At 69.5% G+C, this 26521-nt stretch carries 24 protein-coding genes and 2 tRNA genes; 11 read left to right on the plus strand and 15 right to left on the minus strand.

All coding sequences use genetic code 11. The features are described from left to right. The first annotated feature begins 13 nt into the window (after window positions 1–13). The 3 genes from ABZV77_RS25220 to pknB all read left to right on the plus strand — a co-directional run bounded on the left by ABZV77_RS25220 (window position 14) and on the right by pknB (window position 5082). A complete protein-coding gene (locus ABZV77_RS25220) occupies window positions 14–1423 on the plus strand; it encodes an FtsW/RodA/SpoVE family cell cycle protein (RefSeq protein WP_356260964.1) in 1410 nt (469 codons plus the stop codon). Then, complete coding sequence (locus ABZV77_RS25225; protein ID WP_356260966.1) at window positions 1420–2883, plus strand: penicillin-binding protein 2; 1464 nt, start codon at window positions 1420–1422, stop codon at window positions 2881–2883. The genes ABZV77_RS25220 and ABZV77_RS25225 overlap by 4 nt, the downstream gene beginning before the upstream one ends. A gap of 168 nt (window positions 2884–3051) precedes the next feature. Then, the gene (pknB, locus tag ABZV77_RS25230; protein WP_356260969.1) at window positions 3052–5082 is read left to right on the plus strand and encodes a Stk1 family PASTA domain-containing Ser/Thr kinase; all 2031 of its coding nucleotides are present in this window, start codon (window positions 3052–3054) and stop codon (window positions 5080–5082) included. A gap of 72 nt (window positions 5083–5154) precedes the next feature. Here the strand turns inward: pknB and ABZV77_RS25235 are convergent, their stop codons facing one another. From ABZV77_RS25235 to ABZV77_RS25260, 6 genes are read right to left on the minus strand one after another with little or no spacing between them, the layout of a single operon-like run. Beyond that, window positions 5155–5889 (minus strand): class E sortase, encoded by a 735-nt coding sequence (locus ABZV77_RS25235; protein ID WP_356260972.1) that lies wholly within the window; start codon window positions 5887–5889, stop codon window positions 5155–5157. 24 nt (window positions 5890–5913) lie between these two features. Continuing rightward, window positions 5914–7191: a class E sortase gene (locus ABZV77_RS25240; protein WP_356260975.1), complete on the minus strand. Its 1278-nt coding sequence runs from the start codon at window positions 7189–7191 to the stop codon at window positions 5914–5916. Continuing rightward, window positions 7188–7847, minus strand: a complete 660-nt coding sequence (locus ABZV77_RS25245; RefSeq protein ID WP_356260978.1) for an aminodeoxychorismate/anthranilate synthase component II — start codon at window positions 7845–7847, stop codon at window positions 7188–7190. Before ABZV77_RS25245 ends, ABZV77_RS25240 begins: the two co-directional genes overlap by 4 nt. Beyond that, the gene (locus ABZV77_RS25250) at window positions 7844–8053 is read right to left on the minus strand and encodes a hypothetical protein (RefSeq protein WP_356261641.1); all 210 of its coding nucleotides are present in this window, start codon (window positions 8051–8053) and stop codon (window positions 7844–7846) included. Before ABZV77_RS25250 ends, ABZV77_RS25245 begins: the two co-directional genes overlap by 4 nt. Before the next feature lie 4 nt (window positions 8054–8057). Beyond that, the gene (locus ABZV77_RS25255) at window positions 8058–8774 is read right to left on the minus strand and encodes a class E sortase (protein ID WP_356261608.1); all 717 of its coding nucleotides are present in this window, start codon (window positions 8772–8774) and stop codon (window positions 8058–8060) included. A 27-nt stretch (window positions 8775–8801) separates the two neighbouring features. Beyond that, on the minus strand, window positions 8802–9572 hold the full coding sequence (locus ABZV77_RS25260; protein ID WP_356260980.1) for a DUF881 domain-containing protein: 771 nt from the start codon (window positions 9570–9572) through the stop codon (window positions 8802–8804). Between the two features lie 142 nt (window positions 9573–9714). On the opposite strand from ABZV77_RS25260, the gene crgA reads away from it, so the two are divergent. Continuing rightward, window positions 9715–9972 carry a cell division protein CrgA gene (crgA, locus tag ABZV77_RS25265; RefSeq protein WP_356260983.1) on the plus strand — a complete coding sequence of 86 codons (258 nt, stop codon included), beginning with the start codon at window positions 9715–9717 and terminating at the stop codon, window positions 9970–9972. Window positions 9973–10212: 240 nt separating this feature from the next. Here crgA and ABZV77_RS25270 read toward each other — a convergent pair whose 3' ends face one another. Together ABZV77_RS25270 and ABZV77_RS25275 are read right to left on the minus strand one after the other, a co-directional pair. Beyond that, complete coding sequence (locus ABZV77_RS25270; RefSeq protein WP_356260985.1) at window positions 10213–11109, minus strand: rhomboid family intramembrane serine protease; 897 nt, start codon at window positions 11107–11109, stop codon at window positions 10213–10215. Window positions 11110–11233: 124 nt separating this feature from the next. Beyond that, window positions 11234–11767 (minus strand): peptidylprolyl isomerase, encoded by a 534-nt coding sequence (locus ABZV77_RS25275; protein ID WP_356260988.1) that lies wholly within the window; start codon window positions 11765–11767, stop codon window positions 11234–11236. Between the two features lie 301 nt (window positions 11768–12068). On the opposite strand from ABZV77_RS25275, the gene ABZV77_RS25280 reads away from it, so the two are divergent. Both ABZV77_RS25280 and ABZV77_RS25285 read left to right on the plus strand, forming a co-directional pair. Further along, entirely contained in the window at window positions 12069–12788 is a 720-nt protein-coding gene (locus ABZV77_RS25280; RefSeq protein ID WP_356260991.1) for a DUF5324 family protein, read from the plus strand. Window positions 12789–12860: 72 nt separating this feature from the next. Next, window positions 12861–13442 (plus strand): flavin reductase family protein, encoded by a 582-nt coding sequence (locus ABZV77_RS25285; protein ID WP_356260994.1) that lies wholly within the window; start codon window positions 12861–12863, stop codon window positions 13440–13442. Here the strand turns inward: ABZV77_RS25285 and ABZV77_RS25290 are convergent. Next, window positions 13420–16239: a LuxR C-terminal-related transcriptional regulator gene (locus ABZV77_RS25290; protein WP_356260997.1), complete on the minus strand. Its 2820-nt coding sequence runs from the start codon at window positions 16237–16239 to the stop codon at window positions 13420–13422. The genes ABZV77_RS25285 and ABZV77_RS25290 overlap by 23 nt on opposite strands. Before the next feature lie 157 nt (window positions 16240–16396). Here ABZV77_RS25290 and ABZV77_RS25295 point away from each other — a divergent pair, with 157 nt between their 5' ends. Both ABZV77_RS25295 and ABZV77_RS25300 read left to right on the plus strand, forming a co-directional pair. Continuing rightward, entirely contained in the window at window positions 16397–16813 is a 417-nt protein-coding gene (locus tag ABZV77_RS25295) for a VOC family protein (protein WP_356261000.1), read from the plus strand. Beyond that, window positions 16810–17262 carry a pyridoxamine 5'-phosphate oxidase family protein gene (locus ABZV77_RS25300; protein ID WP_356261003.1) on the plus strand — a complete coding sequence of 151 codons (453 nt, stop codon included), beginning with the start codon at window positions 16810–16812 and terminating at the stop codon, window positions 17260–17262. The genes ABZV77_RS25295 and ABZV77_RS25300 overlap by 4 nt, the downstream gene beginning before the upstream one ends. Before the next feature lie 137 nt (window positions 17263–17399). Here the strand turns inward: ABZV77_RS25300 and ABZV77_RS25305 are convergent. Next, window positions 17400–17472 (minus strand) — tRNA-Ala (locus ABZV77_RS25305). Window positions 17473–17654: 182 nt separating this feature from the next. Here ABZV77_RS25305 and ABZV77_RS25310 point away from each other — a divergent pair. After that, complete coding sequence (locus ABZV77_RS25310; RefSeq protein WP_055527494.1) at window positions 17655–18203, plus strand: hypothetical protein; 549 nt, start codon at window positions 17655–17657, stop codon at window positions 18201–18203. A 46-nt stretch (window positions 18204–18249) separates the two neighbouring features. Then, window positions 18250–19989, plus strand: a complete 1740-nt coding sequence (locus tag ABZV77_RS25315; RefSeq protein WP_356261006.1) for a serine/threonine-protein kinase — start codon at window positions 18250–18252, stop codon at window positions 19987–19989. A 103-nt stretch (window positions 19990–20092) separates the two neighbouring features. Here ABZV77_RS25315 and ABZV77_RS25320 read toward each other — a convergent pair whose 3' ends face one another. After that, window positions 20093–21589 (minus strand): hypothetical protein, encoded by a 1497-nt coding sequence (locus ABZV77_RS25320; RefSeq protein ID WP_356261008.1) that lies wholly within the window; start codon window positions 21587–21589, stop codon window positions 20093–20095. Window positions 21590–21950: 361 nt separating this feature from the next. Continuing rightward, on the minus strand, window positions 21951–22079 hold the full coding sequence (locus tag ABZV77_RS25325; protein ID WP_003999697.1) for a DLW-39 family protein: 129 nt from the start codon (window positions 22077–22079) through the stop codon (window positions 21951–21953). Window positions 22080–22392: 313 nt separating this feature from the next. Here ABZV77_RS25325 and ABZV77_RS25330 point away from each other — a divergent pair, with 313 nt between their 5' ends. Next, window positions 22393–22722, plus strand: coding sequence for a DUF6344 domain-containing protein (locus ABZV77_RS25330; protein WP_356261011.1), 330 nt, complete (start codon window positions 22393–22395; stop codon window positions 22720–22722). Between the two features lie 283 nt (window positions 22723–23005). On the opposite strand, the gene ABZV77_RS25335 is transcribed toward ABZV77_RS25330, so the two are convergent. The 3 genes from ABZV77_RS25335 to gyrA all read right to left on the minus strand — a co-directional run bounded on the left by ABZV77_RS25335 (window position 23006) and on the right by gyrA (window position 26505). Further along, window positions 23006–23079, minus strand: a tRNA-Ile gene (locus ABZV77_RS25335). A 93-nt stretch (window positions 23080–23172) separates the two neighbouring features. After that, window positions 23173–23883, minus strand: coding sequence for a DUF3566 domain-containing protein (locus ABZV77_RS25340; protein ID WP_356261014.1), 711 nt, complete (start codon window positions 23881–23883; stop codon window positions 23173–23175). An 18-nt stretch (window positions 23884–23901) separates the two neighbouring features. Then, on the minus strand, window positions 23902–26505 hold the full coding sequence (gene gyrA / locus ABZV77_RS25345; RefSeq protein ID WP_356261017.1) for a DNA gyrase subunit A: 2604 nt from the start codon (window positions 26503–26505) through the stop codon (window positions 23902–23904). Between the last annotated feature and the right edge of the window lie 16 nt (window positions 26506–26521).

Raw genomic sequence — 26521 nt, forward strand, 5'->3', positions numbered from 1 at the left:
GCCTCTGCACGCCATGAGCAGTAGTACTACACACACGTCGACGATCGGCGCGATCGGGGCGCCGAGCAGGCGCAACACCGAGCTCGCGCTGCTCGCGTTCGCCGTCGTCATCCCGCTGTTCGCCTACATGAACGTGGGCCTCGCGCTCGACGGCAAGGTGCCCACGGGCATGCTCGGATACGGCCTCGGGCTCGGCCTGCTGGCCGGCGTCGGGCATATCGTGGTGCGCAAGTTCGCCGCGTACGCCGACCCGCTGCTCCTGCCGCTCGCGACCCTGCTCAACGGCCTCGGCCTGGTGATCATCTGGCGGCTCGACCAGTCGGAGAAGCTCCAGCAGCGGGACAACTTCGTCCAGGCCGCGCCGAGCCAGCTGCAGTACTCGGCGATCGGCGTCGCGCTCTTCGTGGGCGTGCTGCTGCTGCTCAAGGACCACCGCGTCCTGCAGCGCTACACGTACATCTCCATGGTCGGCGCCCTGGTACTGCTGCTCCTGCCGCTCGTGCCGGGCCTCGGCATGAACGTGTTCGGCGCGAAGATCTGGATCCACATCGGCAGTTTCTCCATCCAGCCCGGCGAGTTCGCGAAGATCGTCATCGCGATCTTCTTCGCCGGGTACCTGATGGTGAAGCGCGACGCGCTCGCCCTGGCCAGCCGCCGCTTCATGGGTCTCTACCTCCCGCGCGGACGCGACCTCGGCCCGATCGTGGTGGTCTGGGCGATGTCCATCCTGATCCTGGTCTTCGAGACCGACCTCGGTACGTCGCTGCTGTTCTTCGGCATGTTCGTCGTGATGCTGTACGTCGCCACGGAGCGCACCAGCTGGATCGTGTTCGGTCTGCTGATGTCGGCGGTCGGCGCGGTCGGCGTGGCCACGTTCGAGCCCCATGTGCAGCAGCGTGTGGACGCCTGGCTGAACCCGTTCTCCGACACGGTCATCCAGAACAACAGTGACCAGATCGCCCAGTCCCTGATGGCGTTCGGCTCCGGCGGCGTGCTCGGTACCGGCCTCGGCCAGGGCAACTCCGACCTGATCGGCTTCGCCGCCAACTCCGACTTCGTCCTCGCCACCTTCGGTGAGGAAATGGGTCTGGCCGGTGTGATGGCGATCCTGCTCATCTACGGCCTGATCGTGGAGCGCGGCGTCCGCACGGCGCTCGCCGCCCGCGACCCGTTCGGCAAGCTCCTCGCGATCGGCCTCTCCGGAGCCTTCGCCATCCAGGTGTTCGTCGTCTCCGGCGGCGTCATGGGTCTGATCCCGCTGACGGGTATGACGATGCCCTTCCTGGCGTCCGGCGGTTCCTCCGTCATCGCCAACTGGGCCCTCATCGGCATCCTGATCCGGATCAGCGACACCGCGCGCCGTCCGGCTCCGTCCCCCGCCCCGAACCCCGACGCCGAAATGACCCAGGTGGTCCGACCGTGAACAAGCCCCTGCGCCGGATCGCGATCTTCTGCGGGCTGCTCGTCCTCGCCCTGCTCGCCCGGGACAACTGGCTCCAGTACGTACAGGCCGACTCCCTGGCCAAGCACGAGAAGAACCGCCGCGTCACCATCGAGCGCTACTCCCAGCCGCGCGGCGACATCATCGTCGACGGCAAGCCCATCACCGGCTCCAAGGCCACCCCGGGCAGCGACCTGAAGTACAAGCGCACCTGGAAGGACGGGCCCATGTGGGCCCCCGTCACCGGTTACTCCTCGCAGCGCATAGGCGCCAACCAGCTGGAGAACATCGACGACGGCATCCTCACCGGCAACGACGACCGGCTCTTCTTCCGCCGCACGCTCGACATGCTGACCGGCGAGAAGAAGGAGGGCGGCAATGTCGTCACGACCCTCAACGGCGCCGCCCAGAAGGCCGCGTACGACGGCCTGAAGGGCCGCGGCAAGGGCGCGGTGGCCGCGATCGACCCGTCGACGGGCGCGATCCTGGCGCTCGCCTCCACTCCTTCGTACGACCCGGGGGACTTCGCGGGCAACACCAACGCCGAGGCGCAGAAGTTCCTCGACCTCGACAAGAGCAAGGACAAGCCGCTGGTCAACCGCGCGCTGCGCGAGACCTACCCGCCCGGCTCCACCTTCAAGGTGGTCACGGCGGCGGCGGCCCTGGAGCACGGTCTGTACGACAGCATCGACGAGAAGACGGACTCGCCCCTTCCGTGGACGATGCCGAACACCACGCAGCCGCTGCCGAACGAGGGCAACCTGCCCTGCAAGAACGCCTCGCTCCGTGAGGCGCTGCGGGTCTCCTGCAACACGGTCTTCGGCAAGATCGGCTCCGATCTCGGCAAGGACAAGATGCTGGAGACGGCCAAGAAGTTCGGCTTCAACTCGGAGCAGTTCGTCCCGGTCCGCTCGAACGCCTCGAACTTCCCCGAGGACATGGACAGGCCGCAGACCGCGCTCTCCTCCATCGGCCAGTTCGAGACCGCCACGACGCCCCTGCAGATGGCCATGGTCGCCTCCGCGGTCGCCAACGACGGCACGCTCATGGAGCCGTACATGGTCAGCGAGCTGCAGGCGCGCAACCTCGACGTCGTCGAGAAGCACTCGCCCAAGGAGATGAGCGAGCCGCTCTCGAAGGAGAACGCCCAGAAGCTCCAGGAAATGATGGAGACGGTCGTCAAGTCGGGCACGGGAACCATGGCCCAGATCCCCGGCGTCACTGTCGGAGGCAAGACGGGTACGGCCCAGCACGGCGTCGCGAACAGCAAGAACCCGTACGCCTGGTTCATCTCGTACGCGAAGACGGACTCCGGCTCGCCGGTCGCCGTCGCCGTGGTGGTCGAGGACAGCGACGCCAGCCGCCAGGACATCTCCGGCGGCGGCCTCGCCGCGCCCATCGCCAAGGACGTGATGAAGGCAGTCATCGACAGCAAGAAGTGACCCCCGTCACGAGCCCTCCACATCGGTGCACGTTGCGGTACCGGTCCGGTATCGGGTGACGGTCGCGGCCGGGTCACGTAAGTGGAGCCGGGTACCGTATGCCCGGACAGCACACCGCCGGACCACACAACGGTGCGGTCGGGACCGACGGAGAGGGCTGGAATAGCTATGGAAGAGCCGCGTCGCCTCGGCGGCCGGTACGAGCTGGGCCAGGTGCTCGGCCGCGGTGGGATGGCGGAGGTCTACCTCGCGCACGACACCCGGCTCGGCCGCACCGTGGCGGTGAAGACGCTGCGTGTGGACCTCGCTCGCGACCCGTCGTTCCAGGCCCGGTTCCGCCGTGAGGCCCAGTCTGCCGCCTCGCTCAACCACCCGGCGATCGTCGCGGTCTACGACACCGGCGAGGACTACGTCGACGGGGTCTCCATCCCGTACATCGTGATGGAGTACGTCGACGGTTCCACGCTGCGCGAGCTGCTGCACTCCGGCCGCAAGCTGCTGCCGGAGCGGGCCATGGAGATGACGATCGGCATCCTCCAGGCCCTGGAGTACTCGCACCGCAACGGCATCGTGCACCGCGACATCAAGCCCGCGAACGTCATGCTGACGCGGAACGGCCAGGTCAAGGTCATGGACTTCGGCATCGCCCGCGCCATGGGCGACTCCGGCATGACGATGACGCAGACCGCCGCGGTGATCGGCACGGCGCAGTACCTCTCGCCGGAGCAGGCCAAGGGCGAGCAGGTCGACGCCCGCTCGGACCTCTACTCCACCGGTTGTCTCCTCTACGAGCTGCTCACGGTCCGGCCGCCCTTCGTGGGCGACTCCCCGGTCGCCGTGGCCTATCAGCACGTACGTGAGGAGCCGCAGGCCCCGAGCGTCTTCGACGGCGAGATCACGCCGGAGATGGACGCCATCGTCCTGAAGGCCCTCACCAAGGACCCGGACTACCGCTACCAGTCGGCCGACGAGATGCGTGCCGACATCGAGGCCTGCCTCGACGGCCAGCCCGTCGCGGCCACCGCCGCCATGGGCGCGGTCGGCTACGGCGGCCCGGACGACCAGCAGACCGCGATGCTCCGCCAGCAGAACGGCGGGGGCCAGACGTCCATGCTGCCGCCGGTCAACCCGGACGACGGGGGCTACGGCTACGACGAGGGCCGCGGCCGCCGCCAGAAGAAGAGCAACGTCTCGACGTGGCTGCTCGTCCTCGCGGGCATCCTGGTCCTGGTGGGCGCGATCCTCATCGGGAAGTCCGTCTTCGGCGGCGACGGCGGGGGCGACGGGTCGATCAAGGCCCCGAAGCTCATCGGCGAGACCGAGGACGAGGCCAAGAGGTCCGCCACGAACGTCGGCCTGAAGTTTGAGGTCGGCGAGCGCAAGCGGTGCGCCAAGTTCCCGAAGGGTGAGGTCTGCGACCAGGACCCCGGTGTCGACGCCGACGTCAAGAAGGGCGACACCATCACGGTGACCGTCTCGACGGGCTCGCCCAAGATCACCGTCCCGGACGTGCAGGGCCTCAGCTACGACGAGGCCGAGAAGCAGCTCCAGGACAAGGGCTTCACGAACATCGAGAAGGCCACCGAGGAGTCCGACCGGACCTCCGGCAAGGTCATCCGTCAGGACCCCGAGGGCGACACCAAGGCGGAGAAGAGCGCGAAGATCACGCTCACCGTTGCCAAGGAGAAGAAGCAGGAGTCCGTCCCGGACGTCACCGGCCTCGACTACGAAGCCGCGGCGAAGCAGATCACGGACAACGGCTTCACTCCCGTCCGCCAGGACGTGGCCAGTGAGGACGTCGAGGAGGGCAAGGTCATCAAGACCACGCCCGCGGCCGGTACGCCCGCCGACCCCGGCTCCACGGTCAACGTCCAGGTCGCCAAGAAGGCCGAGGAGTCAACGGTTCCGCCCCTCACCGGCCAGAAGCTGAAGGACGCGCGCAAGGCCATCGAGGACGCGGGTCTGACGGTCGGCACCATCACGGGCCCGCAGGACGACGACGCCCTCGTGGTCCTGTCCACGCCCAACGCCGGTGAGAAGGCCGAGCCCGGCTCGGCGGTCAACCTGACCACCGCGGGCGGCGGCGGCGGAGACAACGGCATCGGTGGCGGCGGTGACGACGGCGGCATCGGCGGCATCGGCGGCCTGTCCGACGGCAACAACGGCCACGGGGGCGGCGGCAACCACTGGTGGGACTGACCCCCGCGTGACCCACATGGAGAAGCCCCGGTACCGCTCAGCGGTACCGGGGCTTCTCCGTTCGCCGTGGGACTACTTCAGCTCCGCCGGAGGCGTCCGCTTGTTGTCGACCTTCTCGACGCGCTCCAGCTCGCCCCACACGACGTACCGGTAGCGGGAGGTGTAGACGGGCGTGCAGGTCGTCAGCGTGATGTAGCGGCCCGGCTTCTTCGCGCCCGATTCCTTGGGGACGGGGTTCAGGACCTTCACGTTGTACTTCGAGGTCTCGGGCAGCGTCGCGTACACCTTGTAGACGTACCACTTGTCCCGGGACTCGTAGACGATCGCGTCGCCCTTGCCGATCTTGTCGATCTTGTGGAACTTCGCGCCGTGTCCGTCGCGGTGCGCGGCCAGCGTGAAGTTGCCTTCCTTGTCCCCGGGAAGGGCCGACTTGATCGGGTCCTTGTAGTAACCGGCGACGCCGTCGTTGAGCACCTTGCTGCTGGTGCCCTCCTTGACCAGCACCTCGCCGTTGCCCATCGCGGGTACGTGCAGGAAGCCGATGCCGTCCTTGGTGTCGATGGAGCCGGGGCCGCCCGCCCAGCGGTCGCGCACCCGGTCGCCCTGCTTGTGCGCCTCGCGGTCCGCTATGACGTTCGTCCACCACAGGGAGTAGACGACGAAGAGGCCGAGCACGAGGCCCGCGGTGATGAGGAGTTCACCGAAGACGCTGACCGCCGTGGCGATGGGGCCGCGGGCCCGGCGCCGTGGTGCGGGGGACGGCGCGGGCGCCTCCGCCTGCTGCTCGTCATCGGTCGTGGCTGCCACTGGTTCCGCCCCGTTCTCACCGTTCTAGTTCACGAGCGCGCTCGGTTTTCCCTTGTCGCGCGGTCGCTCCTCGACCATCTTGCCCCAGACGATCATTCGATACTTACTCGTGAATTCCGGGGTACAGGTGGTCAGTGTGATGTACCGCCCGGGTTTGGTGAAGCCCGAACCCGGCGGAACGGGACCGATCACGCCCGTGTTGCCGGGCGAGGTCTGCGGCAGGATGCTCGCCATCTTGTAGACGAAGTACTTGTCCTGCGTCTCTACGACGATCGGGTCGCCCGGCTCCAGGCGGTTGATGTACCGGAACGGTTCGCCATGCGTATTGCGGTGGCCCGCGACCGCGAAGTTGCCCTGCTTGGCCTCCGGCATCGCGGTCTTGGTGGCGCCCTCGTTGTAGTGGCCGACCATGCCGCGGTCGAGTACCTGCTGCTTGTCGATGCCCTCGGCGACCGGCACGACGACGTCGAGGCGCGGAATGTGCAGCATCGCGAAGCCCTGCCCCGGCTCGAAGCTGCCGGGCTTGCCCTTGCCCTTGGCCCAGCTCTCCTGGAGGTCGCGGGCGGCACCGTCAGCCTGCTGGTGGGCACGGATGTTCGTCCACCAGAGCTGGTACGTGACGAAGAGGAGCATCAGTACGCCGACCGTGATGAAGACTTCGCCGAGCCCTCGGCTGATCACCGCGCCCGGCGACGGTCTGCGGGCACGCTCGGCGCGGCGGGCCTCCACGCGCGAAAGGGGGGCGGCGCCCGGCCGGGACTCCGTGGAGGGCGTGCCGCCCTTCTTGGCGGCCTTGCGGCGGGCGGCCCGGCCCTCGGTGGGGCGATCGGGCTCCGGCTCGGCTATTCGCCGCGTGTCGTCGGTCAGCAGCCCCATCGTCTCGTCGTCCGACGCGGGCTCGTAGGCGGGGGTGGGATGTTCGGCAACGGGCTGCGCGGGAGCGGGCTGTTCGGGGGCGTACGCGCCGTACAGCTGCTCGTACGTGGGCTCGGGGGCCTGCGGCTGCTCCTGCCCGTGCGTGGGCTGCGGCTGCTCCTGCCCGTACCAGTCGCGGGCGTACCCCTCGGGGTCGTACCACTCCTGTTCCTGCGGCTCCGCCGGTGGCTGCTCCGTCGGCGCCTGCCGCTCCGGCTCCGCGGCGCCGCTGCGGAACCACGGCGAGGGGTGCTGCCCCGGCAGCGGATCCGTCAGGGGGTCCGCCAGGTGATCGACCGCCGCCTCGAACGCACCGGCGTCCCCGTGCGCGTCATTCGCGTCGTACGGGGCTCCGGAGGAGTCGCGCTCGGGGCGCAGGTCCGTCACGCCGTGGCCCTGCCCACCACCGGGGCCAGCCCGCTCGATCGGGCGACGGCTCCGGTGTCGCCGCACTCCACCAGCCAGTTGGCCAGCATGAGGTGGCCGTGCTCGGTCAGCACCGACTCCGGATGGAACTGGACACCCTCGACCGCGAGTTCACGGTGGCGCAGGCCCATGATGATGCCGTCCTCCGTGCGCGCGGTGACCTCCAGGTCGGCCGGGACGGTGGTGGGCTCGGCGGCCAGCGAGTGGTAGCGGGTCGCGGTGAACGGGGACGGCAGGCCCGCGAAGACGCCCTTGCCCTCGTGGCGGACGAGCGAGGTCTTGCCGTGCAGAAGCTCGGGGGCGCGGTCCACCACACCGCCGTACGCCACGGCCATGGACTGCATGCCGAGGCAGACGCCGAAGACGGGCACGCCGGTGGCGGCGCAGTGCCGCACCATCTCGACGCACACGCCCGCCTGTTCCGGGGTGCCGGGGCCCGGGGAGAGCAGCACGCCGTCGAAGCCGTCCTGCGCGTGCCGCAGCTCGACCTCGTCGTTGCGCAGGACCTCGCACTCGGCACCCAGCTGGTACAGGTACTGGACGAGGTTGAAGACGAAGCTGTCGTAGTTGTCGACGACGAGAATGCGACTGCGGCCGCGGCCGCCCGGGGCGCTCACTGGCCGTCCACGGTGACGTCGTTGAAGGGCAGCAGCGGCTCCGCCCACGGGAAGATGTACTGGAACAGCACATAGACCACCGCGAAGACGAGCACCAGGGAAATCAGCGCCCTCACCCATGCGTTTCCCGGCAGATGCCGCCAGATCCAGCCGTACATGCCGTCCCTTCCGTCGCGTACGGCCAGGCTCCCCTCGCCGTACCGCACCAGACTAACGGCGCAGTGCCTCCGGTTTCCCTGCCTCCACAGGCTGGGTCGCGTCCAGATGTGCCCAGGCGATCAGCCGGTGACTGTGGCCCCACTCTGGTTCACAGGTCGTAAGGGTGAGGTAACGCCCCGGGCCGTCATAGCCGGATTTGCGCGGCACGGGATCAATGACGTCGATGTCGCCGGGGAGCGTCTTGTAGGGCTTCTTGTCGATGCGGTACGTGAACCAGGTCGCGCCGTCGGTCAGGACGACGGGGTCGCCGGGGCGCAGCTTCGGGAAGTCCTTGAAGGGGTCGCCGTAGGTGCGGCGATGGCCCGCCACGGAGAAGTTGCCCTTCTGACCGAGCCGGGCGGTGGAGGCGTAGTGGCCGAGGCCCTTCTTGAGGACGTCGGTGCCGGTGCCCTGGAGCACGGGCTTGTTCCACGTGAAACCGAACCGCGGGATGTACATGACCGCGAAGGCCTTGCCGTCCTTGTAGGGGGCGGGTTCATCCAGCGAGTCGTCCGGCGAGGCCTCGGTCGGCTTGTCGTCCGTCCCCTTGTCGTCCGTCCCCGCGGCGACCGCCCCCTGCGCCCACCGGTCCTGCAGCTCGTCGATCTGGCTGTCCATGGCGTTGTCGGCCTTCACACCGGTCCAGAACAGGACGTACACGACAAAGAGCACGATCAAGGTACCGACGGTGATGCACAGTTCGCTGAACGTCCTGACGAGCGCGCGCACGGACACAGGACGATCCCTCCCTGGCTGCTACTCCACGGGCTTCGCGTAGTGGAGATCCACTGTGCCCGAGTAGCCGGGAAGAGTCACCGCCCCGTCGTCATCCACTTTCCATCCGAGCCCGTACGCGTTGACGTACAGCATGTAGTTCTGGATCTCGGGGGAGGCCGCGAGGGCGTTCTTGAGCTTGTCGGGGTCGCCGACCGCGGTCACCTTGTACGGCGGTGAGTAGACGCGGCCCTGAAGGATCAGGGTGTTGCCGACGCAGCGCACGGCGCTCGTGGAGATCAGTCGCTGGTCCATGACCTTGATCCCCTCGGCGCCGCCCTTCCAGAGGGCGTTGACCACGGCCTGCAGGTCCTGCTGGTGGATGACCAGGTCGTTGGGCTGGGGCTCGGGGTAGCCGGGGAGCTTGGCGGTGGCGTTGGGCGGGGCGTCGGCGAGGGTGACCGAGACCGCCTTGCCGCCGAGCTTCTTGGTGCCTGCGTTCTCCTCCAGCGCCTTGAGCCGGGCGTCGTCCGCCTTGGTGCCGCCGCTGTCGCGCTGGGCGAGCGACTCGACGTCGTCGCGCAGGGTGCCGTTGGACTCGTCGAGCTCGCCGTTCTTGTGGCTGCGCTCCTGAATGAGGTCGGAGAGTTTCAGCAGGGAGGCATCGGTGCGAATGTTGGTGCCCTTGGCCGTGTTGAAACTGGTGAAGAAGATCAGCCCGGCAAGGGCGAAAACAGCACCCGTAAGCACCCGAACCGGACGCCAGCGGGGGCGCCGAACGGGACCTTTGTGGGAGTCGGCAGAATTGCTCAACGTACCCTTATCTCCTTAGGCGCCGCGGAAGCACTACGCTAACGGACGCCCGGGGGAGGGTTCAGCTCCCCGTAACGCCCCGCCCGGCGCCAGCCAACAGTTACCTGCGCGGCCACGCAGCGCATCGACAGGAGAGACCCTCGTGCCGAAGTCACGTATCCGCAAGAAGGCAGACGACTACACGCCGCCGCCCTCCAAGAAGGCGACGGCCATCAAGCTGACCAACCGCAGCTGGGTGGCTCCGGTGATGCTGGCGATGTTCCTCATCGGCCTCGCCTGGATCGTCGTCTTCTACGTCACGGACGGAAAGCTGCCGATCGACCCGCTGGGCAACTGGAACATCGTGGTGGGCTTCGGCTTCATCGCCGCGGGGTTCGGCGTCTCCACCCAGTGGAAGTAGGCCTCCGGCCGAGCGCAAGCCTTGCCCTGAGTTATCCACAGCGCTATCCACATGGGGAAAAGGTCTGAAGATCTGTGGATAACCTTCGGCCGGTTGACGCCGGTGTGACTGGCCGACCGGAACTCTGTTCGCCGCCCGCCCCTTGTCCTTGCTGGGGAAACCCAGGTCAGGGACAGGGGGCACGGTTGTTCCCCACAGCATGCACAAGATCCGGCACACGCTGTGGACAACGTCGGTACGTCAGGTGAGCTCGGCGGTCCTCACGAGGACCATGACCACAGCCGCGACGAGCACCAGTGCACAGCTGCCGTACTGGATGAGGCTCCGCCGCTCGCGGGGCGCGTGCACCATCGCGTAACCGACGATGACACCGCCGACGAGCCCGCCGACGTGCGCCTGCCAGGCGATGTTGGGCCACCAGAAGGTGATCACCATGTTGATCGCCAGCAGCGCGATGACCGGCCGCATGTCGTAGTTCAGCCGCTTCATCAGGATCGCGGTCGCACCGAACAGGCCGAAGATGGCGCCGGACGCCCCGACGGAGGGCTTGAACGGCTCTTCGAGCAGATACGTCAGCGCGCTGCCCGCAAGACCCGAGGCCGCATAGAGCACGAGGTAGCGGGCGCGGCCGAGCGCGGCTTCGAGCGGGCCGCCGATCCACCACAGGCTGAGCATGTTGAACGCGATGTGCATATAGCTGCTGTGCAGGAACATCGCCGTCACCAGGCGATACCACTGGCCCTCGGCGACGCCCTCGACCGAGCCGAACTCCGGGACATAGGCCCGGCCCAGCAGGTCGAACCGGTCGGTGAAGCTGTCCCCGACCGTCAGCTGCACGAGGAACAGCGCGAGGTTCATCCCGATCAGGACCTTGGTGACCAGGCGGGGGTCGGCGGCGATCGTGCCGCCCGCGACCGTGCGCGGCTGGTTGGCCGTCGGCGCGTGACCGGTGCCCGAGCCGTCACGGACACACTCGGGGCACTGGAAGCCGACCGAGGCACTGATCATGCACTCGGGGCAGATGGGGCGCTCGCAGCGCGTGCAGGTGATGCCGGTCTCACAGTCCGGATGCCGATAGCAGCCGGGCACATCCGACGCCCCCTGCGGCTCCTGCGGGCTGCCTGGCGCCTGGTCCATGGGGTCCCCTCAATCTCCGTACGAAGGCACTGTGACGGCACACGTGGCAACGCGCCGCCCCGCCCTTCCTTACGGATGGGCGGGGCGGTTTGGTTCCCTCGCGATACGCGTGGGTACGCGCAGGTCAGGCGTCGCGGGTCTCGATGACCACGGACTCGATGACCACGTCGTTGACCGGACGGTCGGTGCGCGGGTTGGTCTGCGTCGCCCCGATGGCGTCCACGACCTTCTTGCCGGCGTCGTTGGAGACCTCGCCGAAGATCGTGTGCTTGCGGGTCAGCCACGCCGTCGGCGAGACAGTCACGAAGAACTGCGAGCCGTTGGTGCCCGGACCGGCGTTGGCCATCGCCAGCAGGTAGGGCTTGTCGAAGGCGAGGTCCGGGTGGAACTCGTCCTCGAACTCGTAGCCCGGGCCACCGGTGCCGTTGCCCAGCGGGTCGCCGCCCTGGATCATGAAGCCGCTGATCACCCGGTGGAAGACGGTGCCGTCGTACAGACGGTCCGTGGTCTTCTTGCCGGTCGCGGGGTGGACCCACTCGCGCTCGCCCTGAGCGAGCTCAACAAAGTTCTTGACCGTCTTGGGCGCGTGATTCGGCAGAAGCCGGACCTCAATGTCGCCCTGATTGGTCTTCAGGGTGGCGTAAAGCTGCTCAGCCACGATCTGCCTTCCGTTGTCTTCTGTGACACCCCGATCCTCGCACGGACCGGATTGGGACGAGTAGCCACCGAGTGGGCGCGCGCCGAAGGGATCCGTGGCATTGTCGGCCAAGAGCTCTCCGCTGCAGAGATTTTGCCTGGTTCAGAGACTGAAACGCTCAGAAAATGGAACTCAGGATGCCGGGGTCAGCTTCCATGACCCGGATGCCCGCCCTCGCATGTCATCGGAGCGATCCGAAAGGCATGATCCCTGAAAGGGTGGAAAGGTGACATACCTATACGCCACCGAGGAGGAGGATCCCGTGACCCGCATCGACAGCGTGCGCGCCGCGACCGGCTCGGCCAAGGACAGCGTGCGTCACGCCGCGGACGCGGTGGCACCTTACGCCGACACGGCCAAGGACCGGGCCACTCACTACGCCCACGAAGCGCGCGTACGGCTCGCACCCAAGGTGTCGCTGGCTGCCCAGCAGGCCGCCGATCAGGCCCGTGTCCAGTACAGCGCCCACGTAGCCCCCCGTGTCGAGCAGGCCCGCACGCACGTGCCGCCGAAGGTCGACCACGCCGCGCACGAAGCCGCGGTCCGCACCCGCAAGGCTGCCCGCCAGGCCGCCGACTACTCCAGGCCCCGCATCGAGCACGCGGTCGCCGCCGCGCAGCCCGTCCGCGAGGAGGCCACGTCCCGCGGGACAGCGGCGCTCGCCGCGCTGCGCGGTCAGGTCTCGGCGAAGGAGATCCAGCGCCTGGCCCGCAAGCACCAGCGCAGGGCCCGGGCGGGCCGCCTGGCCAAGCGCCTCGCGGTCATCGGCATCGTCGCGGGTGGCGCGGTGGCCGCGTGGAAGTGGTGGGACAAGCAGGCCAACCCCGACTGGCTGGTCGAGCCGCCGGCGGCCACGGAGGTCCCGGCCAGCACGCCGCTGACCTCCGTCGACGGCAGCGGCCAGGCCGCCCTCGACCCCGAGGTGCAGGCCAAGCAGGCGGAGGCCGAGGCCGAAGCGGCCGACCGGGACAAGCGGGGCTGACGACGCCGCGCAGATAGTGGAACGACGCCGTGGGGCGGGGGCCGATCGGGCTCCCGCCCCACGGTGTTTCACGTGAAACAACGAACCAATGGGGATGCCGTGGACGACGTGGGCGAGGGCATCGCGGCTTTCACCGGGCTCGCGGACTCGTCCGCCTACGTCGTCACCGTCGTGGCGGACGGGCAGCGCGCGGGCTGCCTGGTCGGCTACGCGAGCCAGTGCTCGATTCGGCCCGTCCGGTTCGCCGTGTGGCTCTCCAAGGCCAATCACACCTACCGGCTCGCCCTCGCGGCGACCACGCTCGCGGTGCACCAGCTGCCTCGGCACCGGCACGACCTCGCGGCGCGTTTCGGGTCTCTCTGCAGCGCCAGGACCGACAAGTTCTCCGGGCTGGCCGTGGAAGAGGGGCCGGAGGGGGCCCTCGTGCTGTCCGACTCCCTCGCCTGGTTCGTCGGGCGCATCCACGACCGGTGCGACGGGGGCGACCATGTCGCGTTCCTCCTCGACCCGGTCGCGGCCCACGCCCCGGGTTCGGGATCGAGTTCGGGTTCGGGTTCGGGTTCGGGTTCGGGTTCGGGTTCGGGTTCGGTCGGGGGTGAATCCCCGCTGACCCTGCACGACCTCGGTGACATCACTGCCGGGCATCCCGTGTGACGTGGTCACCGTCCAGCCGTGCTTCGGCGTCCAGCCGTGCCTCGGCCCGGTCCAGCTGGGCGGTGGCGACCGGGTTGCCGGTGACGATGCGCCGAGCGGCGTCGATGCGTTCCCGCGCGTCCGGATGCCCGACCAGCACGGACGCTTCCGCCCTCAGCGCCACGTACCAGTGCAGCCAGACCCAGCAAACCCACTTCCACACCTCGTCCGGTTCGGGCGAGACCCGCTCCAGCGCCGCCTCGGGATCCCCGTCGTGGAGCAGGACCATCGCGTCGAAGACGGCTCCGTAGCCATGGCGGTGCTCCAGGACGGGGCCCGCACGGTCGGCGATCGCGAGCCAGCTCGCCCGGGCGTCCTGGTCGCCGCGCAAACCGTGGACCATCGCGACCGATGCGGCGGCCGGGCCGAGCACGAACGACCGCTGCCGCCCGCTCTGCTCCCACGCGTCGAGGAACCGCACGCTGCCCGTGAGCACGGCGTCGGCGTTACCGGCGAACGCCTCGCTGATCAGGAGCCAGGACGTGGCATGGTGCCCCGCTTCGGCCAGCAGCGGGTGGTCGGCGAGCTGCCTGCTCCACCGGAGGGCCTGCGGCAGGTCTCCTGTGCCGAGCGCGTTCCCGGCGGCCATGGCGAGGGCGTCGATTCGTTCGTGCGTGCTGGCGGGCTTGTGGGCGTGGACGTGGGCGTGGGCCCTCGGTGCCGCGGTCAGGATGTCGATGCGGCGCCGTGCCGCGGCCGCGGCGCCGAAGGAGTCACCGGCCCAGCTCCTGGCACCGGAGAGCGCGTCGAGGGCGGCGGACTCGGCCACCGGATCGCCCGTGCGCCGGGCCAACTCGACGGCCCGCTCGGCGTATCCGACGGTTTCCTGCGCGGTGTTGTCGGCATCTCCCTGTACCGCGCCGTAGGCGTCCGCGGTCACCGCCGCCTCGGCCAGCGCCATGGCGGCCTCGCTGACGAGGTCGCTGTCGCTGTCGCTGTCGCCGATCAGCTCTCGCGCCTCCGCAAGCAGGGCGGCCACCTCGTCCGTGCCGGGGAGCCGAGTGAACGTGGCGGAGAAGCGGTACGCGTTGGTGGCTGCCGCCGCCAGATCGCGCCCGGCACCGGCCGTGTCACCGGCCCGACGGGCGGCCTGCGCGGCGGCGCGGTGCAGGCGGAACATGTCCTCGCCGATCCTGCGGCAACCGGCCACCGCGGCGGCCTCCCGCAGGGCCGTGGCGGCGGCGAGGGCTCCCGCCCCGGCAGGGGTGTCGGCGAGCGCCGCGGCCTGCTCGAAGCGCTGCTGTGCCTCGCCGAGCAGGTTGCGGGTGAAGGCCAGTCCGGCCAGCGACAGGGCGAGGCGGTGGGCAGGTTCCTGCTGCTCGGGCTGGGCGGCGGCCCAGGCAAGAGCGGCGCGGAGGTCATCCGCCAGCGCGTCGAACCGGGCACGCGCGTTCACACCGTCGCCGTCGCCATCGGCACCGCCGTCGCTGTCGGCACCGAGTTCAGCCAGCTCGATCGCACCGCTCAGGCACCACGCCACATGGCGGGACCGGACGTCCGACAGCTCGATGGCATCGGCGAGCCGTTCCGTGCCGTACTGGCGGATGGTCTCCAGCGCCCGGTACCGGATCCCGGTACCGGAATGTGCCGCATGCCGCGCCGCTGACGGCGCCGCGGTGAGCAGGGACTGTTCGGCGAGTCTGCCCAGTCCGTCGGCCACCGCGGCCGGTTCCAGCGGGGCGAAGGCGGCCACGGCGACGGCGTCCTCGACGGTGAAGGGCAGGGCGAACACGGAGATCCGACGCAGCAGCACGCGGTCCTGCGGCTCCAGAAGATCGTGACTCCAGTCCAGCGCCGCCCGCACCGACCGGTGCCGGTCCTCGGCACGGAAACCGCCCGCCAGGACACGCAGTTGGTCGGAGAGGCCCGCTGTGAGGCCGTCGAGACCGAGCGTCGGCCAGCGTGCCGCCGCCAGCTCGATCGCCAGGGCCATGCCGTCGAGCCGTTCACAGACGGCCGCGATCCGGTCACGCAGCGAGGGGTCCGGCGCCGCGCCCGCCGCCGACGCCCGCTCCATGAACAGAGTCACGGCATCGGACTCGCCCCCGTCGGCCCAGGACAGCGGCGGAACCTGGTGGACCCGCTCGAAGGGCACCATCAGCCGCGCCCGGCTCGTCGCCAGCACCTTCAACCGCGGGCAGGCCACCAGGAGTCGCTCCAGGAACGGCGCCACCCCGTCGCGTATCTGCTCGCAGTTGTCCAGCACCAGCAGCGCCTGCCGGTCGGCGAGGGACGCGACCACCGCTTCGTCGACACCGCGACCAGGCTGCTCACCCACCCCCAGCGCCGCCGCCACGGCCGCCCCGACCCGTGCCGGATCGGTGACCGGGGACAGGTCGACGAACCACACCCCGTCGGCGAAGTCGTCGGCGATCTCCGCCGCCACCGCCAGAGCGAGCCGCGTCTTGCCCACCCCGCCCGGCCCGGCCGCGGTGACCTGCCGGTGCGCCTTCACGAGCTCGGCCAGCTCCCCTCGCTCCCGCACCCGGCCGACGAACGCCGTCAGCGGTGCCGGAAGGGCGGCCGGAGCGGCGAGCACCGGCGCGGCGCCGGAGACTTCGGCCGCGCGCTGAGAAAGCGCCAGCCGGGAGAGCGCCCGCCGGTCCGGTGCCTCCAGCTTGCGCAGCAGCGAGGAGATGTGGGACTCGACCGTCCGTACGGAGATGAACAGGCGCGCGGCGATCTCCGCGTTGCTCAGGTGCTCACCGAGCAGCGCGAGCACCTCGGATTCCCGGGCCGAGACAGCTGGAGTGGACACGGAGCCATTATCCGTGGCGGCTCCGTGCCGGTTCCGTGGTGGGTTCCGTGGTCAGCACGGAGGCGCACGCCGCCCCCTGCGGGCGAGGCTGTGACCAACAGCGACCGGGACGGCAGAACAAGCGCCCGGACGGACATCCCCGCCCACAGGAGCAACCATGCCCAGCACCCCCACGCCCACTTCCCCCGCCCCGGCTACTGCCACCCTGAGCGCTGCCACCCCGAGCCCTGCCACGACGGGACTGAAGACCGTGCTGCACCCCGTCTCCGACCTGGCGCGGGCCAAGGCCGTGCACACCGCCCTGCTCGGTGTCCCCCCGCAGATCGACGAGCCCTACTACGTCGGATTCGAGGTCGCGGGCCAGCACATCGGACTGCTGCCGTCCGGCGGACCGCAGGGCCTGACCTCGTCCCTGGCCTACTGGCACGTGCCGGACATCGAGGCAAAGCTGGCCGAGCTGACCACCGCGGGCGCCACCCTGACGGAAGCCGCGCACGACGTCGGCGGCGGCCGCCTGGTGGCCACCGTCACCGACCCCGACGGCAACGTCCTCGGCCTCCTGCAGGACCGATGAGCGCCGCCCCACGCCCCCGCGCCCAGCGCCGCCACGACACCGAGCACCGGCTCGCCCACGACGTCGACGTGTGGGTGGCCAGCGCCTCGGCCGAGGGCACCCCGTACCTGGTGCCGCTCTCCTTCGACTGGGACGGCGAAGCCCTGTGGGTGGCGACCTCGGCCGAAAGCCCGACCGGCAGAAACCTGACCGCCACCGGCACCGCCCGGCTGGCCCTGGGGAGCACCCGGGACGTGACCATGATCGAAGGCGAGGTCCAGGTCTTCGGCATCGACGAACCACCACAGGAGCAGGGCGACCGATTCACCGCACGCACCGGCTTCGACCCCCGCAAGCAGACCGCTCCGTACCGCTGGTTCCGCATCGTCCCCCGCCACATCCAGACCTGGCGGGAGTCGAACGAACTGCGCGGCCGCGACCTCATGCGGAAGTCCTGCTGGCTCGACTGACCCATCGCGCAGAACCCCGGCCCCCGGCACCATCGGCCCGCGTACGCCAAGGACGGGCCTCCCCCGAGCAAGAACCCAAGCAAGAAAAATGCCCTCCGAATCCCTGCGTTTCCGCAGGTCGGAGGGCATTTACCCTGTGGAGCCTAGGGGAGTCGAACCCCTGACATCTGCCATGCAAAGACAGCGCTCTACCAACTGAGCTAAGGCCCCGTGACGCATACGCCGAACCGGAACAATCACGTCCCGACGTGCATCGCAGACCAGAGTACCGGGTCACCCCCCGGATCCCGCAAAAGGATTGGGGGTCCCGGTCCACGACCACTCTCCGTAAGATGCTCGACGTGGTTCGCGGCAGCGAACCGCGGTCTTAGGGGAAGCGATGGGGAGACGCAATGGACGCCGCACAGCAAGACACCACCGCGAGAGCACGAGAGCTCCAGCGGAATTGGTACGGGGAGCCGCTGGGGGCGCTCTTCCGTCGCCTCATCGATGATCTGGGCCTGAACCAGGCACGCCTCGCCGGAGTCCTCGGCCTGTCCGCGCCGATGCTGTCCCAGCTGATGAGCGGTCAGCGTGCCAAGATCGGCAACCCCGCGGTCGTCCAGCGCGTCCAGCTCCTCCAGGAACTGGCGGGCCAGGTCGCCGACGGCAGCGTCAGCGCCGCCGAGGCCACCGACCGCATGGACGAGATCAAGAAGTCCCAGGGCGGCTCCGTCCTCACCAACACCGCCCAGACGGCAACCAGTTCTGGCGCGCCCACGGTCAAGCGCGTGGTGCGCGAGATCCAGTCCCTGCTGCGCTCCGTCGCGGCAGCCGGTGACATCATCGATGCCGCTGACTCCCTCGCCCCGACCCACCCGGAACTGGCAGAGTTCCTCCGGGTGTACGGCGCCGGGCGCACCGCGGACGCGGTCGCCCACTACGAGGCGCACCAGAGCTGAGCCGTCGACCGGGCCGCGCGGCCCGGAGGGGGAGCGGAGCGCGACCATGGGTGAGGTGTTCGCCGGCCGGTACGAACTGGTCGACCCGATCGGACACGGGGGAGTCGGGGCGGTCTGGCGGTCCTGGGACCACAGGCGGCATCGGTACGTGGCCGCCAAGGTCCTCCAACAGAGCGACGCACACGCACTGTTGAGATTCGTCCGGGAACAAGCGCTACGGATCGACCACCCCCATGTACTCGCGCCCGCCAGCTGGGCCGCCGACGACGACAAGGTCCTGTTCACCATGGACCTCGTCGGCGGCGGCTCGCTGGCGCACGTGATCGGGGACTACGGCCCGCTGCCGCCCCCGTTCGTCTGCACCCTCCTCGACCAGCTCCTCTCCGGTCTGGCGGCCGTCCACGCCGAAGGCGTCGTCCACCGTGACATCAAACCGGCCAACATCCTGCTGGAAGCCACCGGCGCCGGGCGCCCGCATCTGCGCCTCTCCGACTTCGGCATCTCGATGCGGAAGGGCGAGCCCCGGCTGACCGAGACCGACTACGTGGTCGGCACGCCCGGCTACTTCGCCCCCGAACAAATGCTGGGCGCCGAACCGGACTTCACCGCCGACCTCTTCGCCGTCGGCCTGGTCGCCCTGTACCTCCTGGAAGGCGCCAAGCCGGACGCCAAGGCCCTGATCGAATACTTCGCCGACCACGGCACGCCACGGGCCCCGCAGGGCGTTCCCGAGCCCCTCTGGCAGGTCATCGCCACCCTTCTCCAGCCGGATCCACAGACGCGCTTCCGTACCGCCACGGGTGCGCGCAAGGCGCTGGCCTCGGCCGCGGAGATGCTGCCCGAGCCGGTCCCGGACGACGAGCTCATCGAAATCTTCGATCAACTCGCCCCGCTGCCCACCGGGTTCGGCCCTCAAGGCCCCGACGACCTCGTTGGCCCCGACGGCCCCGACGGCCCCGACGGCGCCACTGGTCTCACCAACACCGCCGGTCGCGCCGGTCCCGCAAGCCCGGGACGCTCCCTGGCCCCCACATCGCGCCCGCGCTCCGCACCCCGCCACGCGCGTCACGCACGCCCCGCTCCTGGGACCGAGGCATCCGGCACGCCCTCAATGCCGCCGCCACCGCCGACGACGCCCCCGGGAACCGCCCCCACACCGAACCCAGGTCCGGCACCAACATCAACACCGGCGCCGCTGCCGCCCGTCCCGGCACACACAGGCGGCTTCCACCTGCCCCCGCCCCTACAGCCCGCGCCGCCGCAGACCTCGCAGCCCTCTCACACTCCGCAGCCCCCTCACACTCCACAACCCGCTCACGCCCCGCAGTCCCTGCACACCCCGCCCCCGCAGCCTCCTCCCCTGCAGCCTCCCCAACCGTCCACTCCCCCCACTCCGATGCCCCTGCGGGCACCCGGGCCCGACCCCACGTATGTGCCCTCCTCCCACCAAGTCGCGCCCACGCCCACACCTGCGCCTACGCCCGCGCCCCATGCACCCACCCCGTACACACACCGCGACCCCGCACAAGCCGTGACGTCCTCAGTACGCCGCACCCATGCCGTCACCCACGCCGTCACCCCCGCCGCCGCTCCTGCTTCTACTTATCCGTACACCGCTCAAGCCGCCCAGGTTCCACCCCTGAACCACCCCATTCCCCAGGCCCACGCCACGCCCCTGCCCACCCCGCCGCGGCGTCCTGGACCCCCCGCAAAGGTGGCGGTCCCGATGCTGCTCGTGGCGCTGGCCTGCATCGCGATAGGCGTCTGGGCGCTCACACAGCTCTGACGTCCGACGGCCGAGCCCCACGCTGCCCCGGCCCCGGCCGCTCCGACGCCCCCGGCCCACAGCCCCACTCACCGCCCACCGCCCACCGCCCACCACACCCCACTCACCACCCCGGCGGCGGTCCGAACCGCGCAGCCTCCCTCGCACCCTCAGCTCCGCCGCCAGCCCCGCCCTCAGCCCCGCCCCCGGGCGCCGACACCGCCGCCGCAGCCAACGCCGCCCCCGCCCTGCGCCGCGCAATCAGCGTCCACACCCCGAGAATCGCGAGCAGCACCACTCCGGTCCCGATTCCCCCGGCAGCGACCACCGCCATCAGCCCGTCGTCACGCCCGTCGGCACGCCCGTCACCCTGCCCACCGGCACCGCTCCCCGCCTCCGCCGTATCGCCCCTCTGCGCGGCCTCCGCATCCCGGTCCGATACGCCGAAGTCGTCCGCAGGCCGGGGCGACCCCGCATACGCGGGCCCCGGTCGGGGCGACCCGTCGACGTCCACTCGCAGCGTCAGTTCCAGTGGGGCCTCGCCGAACTTCTCCGCGACATCGGGGCTGAGGTGGACCGACACGTAGTACCAACCGGCGAACCTCATCGCGGCCACCTCGTCGGTGAGGCCGAAGCGGTTCTCGTACGCGACCGGCGGCAGCGGGTCCATGGCCGTCGACTTCTGCTTGCCGTCGTATGCGGTGTCGGAGTCCTCGACCTGGGCGCGCACCGGGTTGTGCACCGACATGACCAACGCGGACGAGACGTACCCCGTGTCCCGAGCGGTCCTCGGCGTCCGCGCCGTCCCGCCCCCTGCTCCACCGGCGCCGACGCCGACGCCACTGCCGCCAACGCTGCCGCCGCTGCCCACACCCCCGCTCGAACTGCCGAGCTCCGCAGCGACAGAGAGCTGCTGTCCCCAATCGACCGGCACGCGGTAGAAGAGGGTCTCCCCGGGCTCTATACCGGCCCCCCAGACCCCTTTCTCCAGCGCTCGCGCGTCGTTGAAGCTCGTGCCGCCCTCGCGCGGCCTGCGCTCCCCCGAGGGCGGCACAGGGGTCGCGGAGTCCCACGCCCGCGGCGGTGTCGTCTCACCCTCCGCCCGCAGCGCGGGTTCTGACGCCACGTGGAGTTCCAGGTCCCAGTCCTCCTGCGCGGCCGCCGACCGGCCAGTCGCAGAGGACCTGGTCCGCTCCACGAGTACGTAGTAGGTACCGGCGCCGGTACAGCTCTTCTCGTTGGGACCGGCCCTGCGCGCCGCCGTGGCCGTGATGGGACGCGGGCTCTGCGAGGAGCCGAACCGCGCCTCTTCCGCCTCCAAGGGACTGCAGTTGTTGCCGTCGGAGTCCTGTACCGACACCTCGATCCCGTCGGCGTAGGAGACCGCGGTGTCGGCCTTGGGGATGGCCGTCACCGAGACGTACGCGCTGTCCTCGGCCTTGAGCTCCAGACGGTAGAAACGCTGTCCCACGCGCGGGAGAGAGCTTTTGTACGTCCTGCCGGGGGTCAGACGGTGTCCTTCGACATTGCTCGTCGCGCCCTCGACCGTCTCGGCCCCCTCGGCGAACGCGTACGGGCCGGGCGTCCCCGCGGCTCCTGCCTGCCCGGGAAGCACTGCCACCGTGCACAGCGCGGCGGCCACCAACGCCACCGGAGCGGCTCGGCCGCGGCCCCGCCCCGCCGTCCCCCGGCACCCGTTCAGCCGCCGCCCCATCACGCGTCACCCCTCGCCGCGAACCCAGCCGTCCCACCCGTCCCGACCGTCCTGCCCGCCCGGCACCGCGCGGACACCACCACAGGCAGGTCACCGGCGCAACCGCGCCATCCACACCTTCGTCCCGCCGCCGCCTCTACGCCCCCGTATTCGCATACGCAAGCGATTCATTCACGAGCGCGAACCACGAGGGTTTCCGGGCGGCGCGGGCAGCACAAAGCCCCGGCCGCAAAAGCGACCGGGGCTTGTGAAGTGACTGTGTCGGTACTCACGAACCCGTGGGCACGGAGTCAGTCGCCTCCGTCCACAGATCCTGCTCGGCGCGATCCGCCTGGATCTGGCGGTACACGAGGAGCCCGCCGATGGCGGCCAGTGCGACCAGGAGAAGCTTCTTCACCGCGCGACCTCGTCTTTCCTTGACGTAGGGGACTTCTGGCGCCCGACTATACACACCGAGCGATATCGATCGGTGACCTGGTTGGGCCTCAACTCCCGCCCTGCATACAGCAGTAGAAACGGATGCAGAAGCTCCGGCCCAGAACCCATCCACTGTGACTTTCGCCGCTTTGCCCCCTTCTTGGCGCCCTTGGGGCCATCCGGGTGGTGTTCATCTGAACATCGACACGACGCGAGCGTCGGTCCCCCACTCTCGGCTCCGCATACACATCATGAGGAAAGTACGCAAATCGCCCAACCCGAATTGAGGGGCAATGACCGGCAGCAAGGCCATGAAGCTCTGGACCACGATCGTCACCGCGTTCCTCGCGCTCTTCGCCGCGATGGGGCTCACCACGACGGCCACGGCCGCCACGGCGGTACAGGAGACCACGAACGCACGAAACGCCACGGTGTGCGCACCCACGCCGATGATGGCGCTCTGGTCGGCGGCGTACGAACGGTCCTTGCCCCCGACGATGAAGCAACGCATCCGTGCCGAGGCCCATGGCTCGTCCCCCAGCTGCCGGCACCTGCCCACGACGGACACCGAAGCCGAGACTGACGCCACCGCGCAGGAGCCAGGCCTCGCCCCAGAGCCGTAGCCCAGGGCTCATCCCCAGGGCCTACGCCCTCCTGAATCTCAGAAGACCCCCGGCCACCACAGGCCGGGGGTCTTCTTGCACGAGCAGCGGTCACGGCTCACGCGCCGCAAGGCTCACGGCTCACGGCTCACGGCTCACGGCTCACGGCTCACGGCTCACGGCTCAGACATGCGGTCCCACAGACAGGCCCATAGCCCCCCCCTGCGCCCAGAGGACCACCCCAGAGGACCACCCCAGAAACGCCAAAACCCCCAACCGTGACCGGTTGGGGGTTCCGTACTTGTGGGGCTAACAGGATTTGAACCTGTGGCCTCATCCTTATCAGGGATGCGCTCTAACCAACTGAGCTATAGCCCCGCCGCGCTGCGGTGTCCCGCGCGCTGACCTCTGAAGATTAGCGCACCTGGGGGCCAGTCCCAAAATCGATACCCGCGCGCGGGGGAGCAGGGACTATTCGTCCTCGGCCAGGGTCAGCTCGATGCCGCCCACGAAGCCCGCGGAGAGGTTGTAGATGAACGCGCCCAGTGTCGCCAGAGCGGTCGCCAGGACGACGTCGATGACCGCGATGATCGTCGTGAACATCAGAACGCGCGGCAGCGACAGGAAGGACTGCAGGTCGAAGCCGTTGGACTCGTTCGAGCCCGTCGCCTCGGAGATCGTGCCGCCGACCGTGGAGAAGACGCCCATCGCGTCCATGACCATCCACAGGACGGCCGCGGCGACGATGGTGCAGATGCCGAGCGCGATGGAGAGCAGGAAGCTGACCTTCATCACCGACCACGGGTCGGCCTTGGCCACGCGCAGGCGCGCCTTGCGGGTGCGCGGGGTCGTGCGCGCCCCCGTCCGCGGGCGGCGCACCGAGCCCGTCTGGCTGCCCTGCTGATACGCCTGCGGCGGGTGGTACGGCTGGGAAGACTGCTGCTGAGGCTGCCGCTCCCCGGGCAGCGCCCCGCTTCCCTGCTTGCCCTTGCCCGCCGCGTACGAGGTGTCGTACTGGCCCGAAGCCTGACCAGAAGTCCCTGGCCCTCGGGTGTCCGTCACAGTCCCCCCCTGGGATCCATGAGACTCATCTGAGTCGTGTTCATCAGTGGCGGAGCCACGAGCACCGTCCGTGCCGGTAGTGCCGGTCCGCTTAGCCCCGGCGCCCGTGGCTCCGCTCACGATGACTCACTCCTCGCGCTACTCGGCCGAGGAGTCTGCGCCCTCGTCCGTACCGGTGGTCGGCTCCGCGTCGTCCGATTCGTCGACGATGATGTCTCCGTCGACTTCCTCGGCCTCGCGCCCGGCCTCGGCGTTACGTGCGATACCGACCACGGCATCGCGCTTGCCCAGGTTGATCAGTTGGACGCCCATGGTGTCACGGCCCGTCTCCCTGACCTCGTTGACTCGCGTACGAATCACACCGCCGGACAGCGTGATGGCGAGGATCTCGTCGGTCTCCTCGACCACCAGGGCGCCGACGAGCTCGCCGCGGTCCTCCACGATCTTGGCGGCCTTGATGCCCAGGCCACCGCGACCCTGAACGCGGTACTCGTCGACGTTGGTTCGCTTTGCGTACCCACCGTCGGTAGCGGTGAACACGAACGTACCTGGACGAACGACATTCATCGAGAGCAGTTCGTCGCCGTCGCGGAAACTCATTCCCTTGACGCCCGAAGTGGCGCGGCCCATCGGGCGCAGCGCGTCGTCCGTTGCGGTGAACCTGATCGACTGGGCCTTCTTGCTGATGAGCAGCAGGTCGTCCTCGGAGGAGACCAGCTCGGCGCCGATCAGCTCGTCGTCCGAACCGGCCTCCGTCTCACGGAGGTTGATGGCGATGACACCGCCCGAGCGGGGCGAGTCGTAGTCCTTCAGGGGCGTCTTCTTGACGAGGCCGCCCTTGGTGGCGAGCACCAGGTAGGGCACCGCTTCGTAGTCACGGATCGCGAGGATCTCGGCGATCTGCTCGTCCGGCTGGAAGGCGAGCAGGTTCGCGACGTGCTGGCCGCGGGCCTCGCGACCGGCGTCGGGCAGCTCGTATGCCTTCGCGCGGTAGACGCGGCCCTTGTTCGTGAAGAACAGCAGCCAGTGGTGCGTCGTCGACACGAAGAAGTGGTCGACGATGTCGTCCTGCTTCAGCTTCGTGCCACGCACGCCCTTGCCGCCGCGCTTCTGCGAGCGGTAGTCCTCGGTCTTGGTGCGCTTGATGTAGCCACCGCGCGTGATGGTGACGACGATGTCCTCTTCGGCGATCAGGTCCTCCATGGACATGTCGCCGTCGAAGGGCACCAGGGCGGAGCGGCGGTCCTCGCCGAACTTGTCGACGATCGCCGCGAGCTCGTCGCTGATGATCTGGCGCTGCTTCTCGGGCGAGGCCAGGATCGCGTTGTACTCGTTGATCTTCGTCTGGAGTTCGTCGTGCTCCGCGACGATCTTCTGGCGCTCCAGGGCCGCGAGGCGGCGCAGCTGCATCTCGAGGATGGCGTTGGCCTGGATCTCGTCGATCGAGAGGAGGCCCATCAGGCCCTCGCGCGCGATGTCGACGGTCTGGCTGCCGCGGATGAGTGCGATGACCTCGTCGATGGCGTCCAGGGCCTTGAGGAGGCCACGCAGGATGTGCGCCCGCTCCTCGGCCTTGCGCAGCCGGAACTTCGTCCGCCGGACGATGACCTCGACCTGGTGCGTCACCCAGTGCCGGATGAACGCGTCCAGCGAGAGGGTGCGCGGCACGCCGTCGACCAGGGCCAGCATGTTGGCGCTGAAGTTCGACTGCAGATCGGTGTGCTTGTAGAGGTTGTTCAGCACGACCTTGGCGACCGCGTCACGCTTCAGGACGATGACGAGGCGCTGACCGGTGCGCGAGGACGACTCGTCGCGGACGTCGGCGATGCCGCCGACCCTGCCGTCCTTGACCAGGTCGGCGATCTTCTGCGCGAGGTTGTCCGGGTTGGTCTGGTACGGGAGCTCGGTGACGACCAGGCACTGGCGGTTCTGGATCTCCTCGACCGCCACGACCGCGCGCATCGTGATGGAGCCACGGCCCGTGCGGTACGCCTCCTCGATGCCCTTTCGGCCCACTACTAGGGCACCGGTCGGGAAATCGGGGCCCTTAATACGCTCGATAAGGGCGTCGAGGAGCTCCTCGTGCGAGGCCTCGGGGTGCTCGAGAGCCCACTGCGCGCCCGCCGCGACCTCGCGGAGGTTGTGCGGCGGGATGTTGGTGGCCATGCCGACCGCGATGCCCGCCGAGCCGTTGATCAGCAGGTTCGGGAAGCGCGCCGGCAGGACCGTCGGCTCCTGGTTGCGGCCGTCGTAGTTGTCCGTGAAGTCGACGGTGTCCTCGTCGATGTCACGGACCATCTCCATGGCCAGCGGCGCCATCTTGCACTCGGTGTACCGCATGGCGGCGGCCGGGTCGTTGCCCGGGGAGCCGAAGTTGCCGTTGGAGTCCACCAGCGGCATCCGCATCGACCACGGCTGGGCGAGTCGCACCAGGGCGTCGTAGATGGAGGAGTCACCGTGCGGGTGGTACGTGCCCATGACGTCGCCGACGACGCGGGCGCACTTGTAGAAGCCCTTCTCGGGGCGGTAGCCGCCGTCGTACATCGCATACAGGACGCGGCGGTGCACGGGCTTCAGGCCGTCGCGTACGTCGGGCAGCGCGCGGGACACGATGACGGACATCGCGTAGTCGAGGTAGGAGCGCTGCATCTCCGTCTCGAGCCCGACGGGCTCGACACGCATGCCCACGCCGGGAGCGACGGGTTCCTCTTCGGGCGTCACAGGGGTGTTCTCGTCGGCCATTGCTGGTCAAAGTCCT

Source organism: Streptomyces sp. NPDC004732 (genome assembly GCF_040609235.1).
GTDB lineage: Bacteria > Actinomycetota > Actinomycetes > Streptomycetales > Streptomycetaceae > Streptomyces.

Bases quoted from the DNA above. Each gene is read 5' to 3' on its own strand.
- ABZV77_RS25315 (WP_356261006.1), top strand. From the start codon at position 18,250: ATGGGTGAGGTGTTCGCCGGCCGGTACGAACTGGTCGACCCGATCGGA.
- ABZV77_RS25220 (WP_356260964.1), top strand. From the start codon at position 14: ATGAGCAGTAGTACTACACACACGTCGACGATCGGCGCGATCGGGGCG.
- ABZV77_RS25310 (WP_055527494.1), top strand. From the start codon at position 17,655: ATGGACGCCGCACAGCAAGACACCACCGCGAGAGCACGAGAGCTCCAG.
- ABZV77_RS25300 (WP_356261003.1), top strand. From the start codon at position 16,810: ATGAGCGCCGCCCCACGCCCCCGCGCCCAGCGCCGCCACGACACCGAG.
- ABZV77_RS25270 (WP_356260985.1), bottom strand. From the start codon at position 11,109: ATGGACCAGGCGCCAGGCAGCCCGCAGGAGCCGCAGGGGGCGTCGGAT.
- pknB (WP_356260969.1), top strand. From the start codon at position 3,052: ATGGAAGAGCCGCGTCGCCTCGGCGGCCGGTACGAGCTGGGCCAGGTG.
- ABZV77_RS25295 (WP_356261000.1), top strand. From the start codon at position 16,397: ATGCCCAGCACCCCCACGCCCACTTCCCCCGCCCCGGCTACTGCCACC.
- gyrA (WP_356261017.1), bottom strand. From the start codon at position 26,505: ATGGCCGACGAGAACACCCCTGTGACGCCCGAAGAGGAACCCGTCGCT.
- ABZV77_RS25330 (WP_356261011.1), top strand. From the start codon at position 22,393: ATGACCGGCAGCAAGGCCATGAAGCTCTGGACCACGATCGTCACCGCG.